This is a genomic window from Marinomonas transparens (assembly GCF_016463975.1).
Lineage (GTDB): Bacteria > Pseudomonadota > Gammaproteobacteria > Pseudomonadales > Marinomonadaceae > Marinomonas > Marinomonas transparens.
The window spans coordinates 1-834 of the sequence record NZ_JAEMNX010000071.1; the positions used below are offsets into that span (position 1 = coordinate 1).

Annotated in this window: 1 protein-coding gene; it reads left to right on the forward strand. The window is 47.5% G+C overall.

Going from position 1 to position 834, the window contains the following annotated elements; translation table 11 throughout:
- The coding region (locus I8J31_RS20680; RefSeq protein WP_199470480.1) for an RHS repeat-associated core domain-containing protein at nt 1-834 on the forward strand (834 nt) is incomplete at both ends.

Below are 834 nucleotides of genomic sequence, written 5' to 3' on the forward strand. Positions count from 1 at the left end.
TGGAATACACACCGTTTGGCAAGATGGTAGAAAACCAGAGCACAGGCACAGACAATTACCGTGCCAAATTTGCCGGTAAAGAAAGAGACAGCGGCACTGGTCTAAGCTACTTCGGCCACCGTTATTATGACGCGGATATCGGCCGCTTTATCTCCCCAGATCCGGCGGCACAATACCACAGCCCTTACCTGTATGGGGCGGATGACCCGTTAACCATGGTGGACCCGAATGGGGAGTTTGCTTTCTTAACTTTCGCTATTCTGATGCTTTCCGGACTCGTTTCAGGCTATATGGCTGGCTGGGCTGTCAGTGACAGTATGAATCCAGGGAATTGGAGTGGAAAAGCTTGGGCGGCTGCGGGGATAGGCTTTTTGATTGGCTTTATAGCCGGACGTTTAGGCTTCAACTTAACAGGGGGCAAGAACTTTATACTAGGAATGGTTGAAGGTGCGCTTCGAGGTGTCAATAAAGCTTTTTGGAGAGGGGAGTCAGAGGGTGGCTTTTTAGGATCAGCTCTCTTTTCGGCAGCTATCGCAGGCACCTTCAGAGGTTATACTAAGGGATGGGGGCAACTACTTACGGAATCCTCTCTAAAAATAGGACTCTTGACAGTTACGTTATTTGGCGCTACAGGGGTGTCAATTGCAATGCAAGAACAGCCACAGAAACAGCCTTACTTCAAGAGTATCAATGAGGATAAACCAGTAGATAATGGTAAAGGTAATGAAACAGTAGGTGATACGGGTAAAGGTAATGAAACAGTAGGTAGTACAGGTAAAGGTAATGAAACAGTAGGTGGTACGGGTAAAGCTAATGAAACAGTAGGTGGTACGG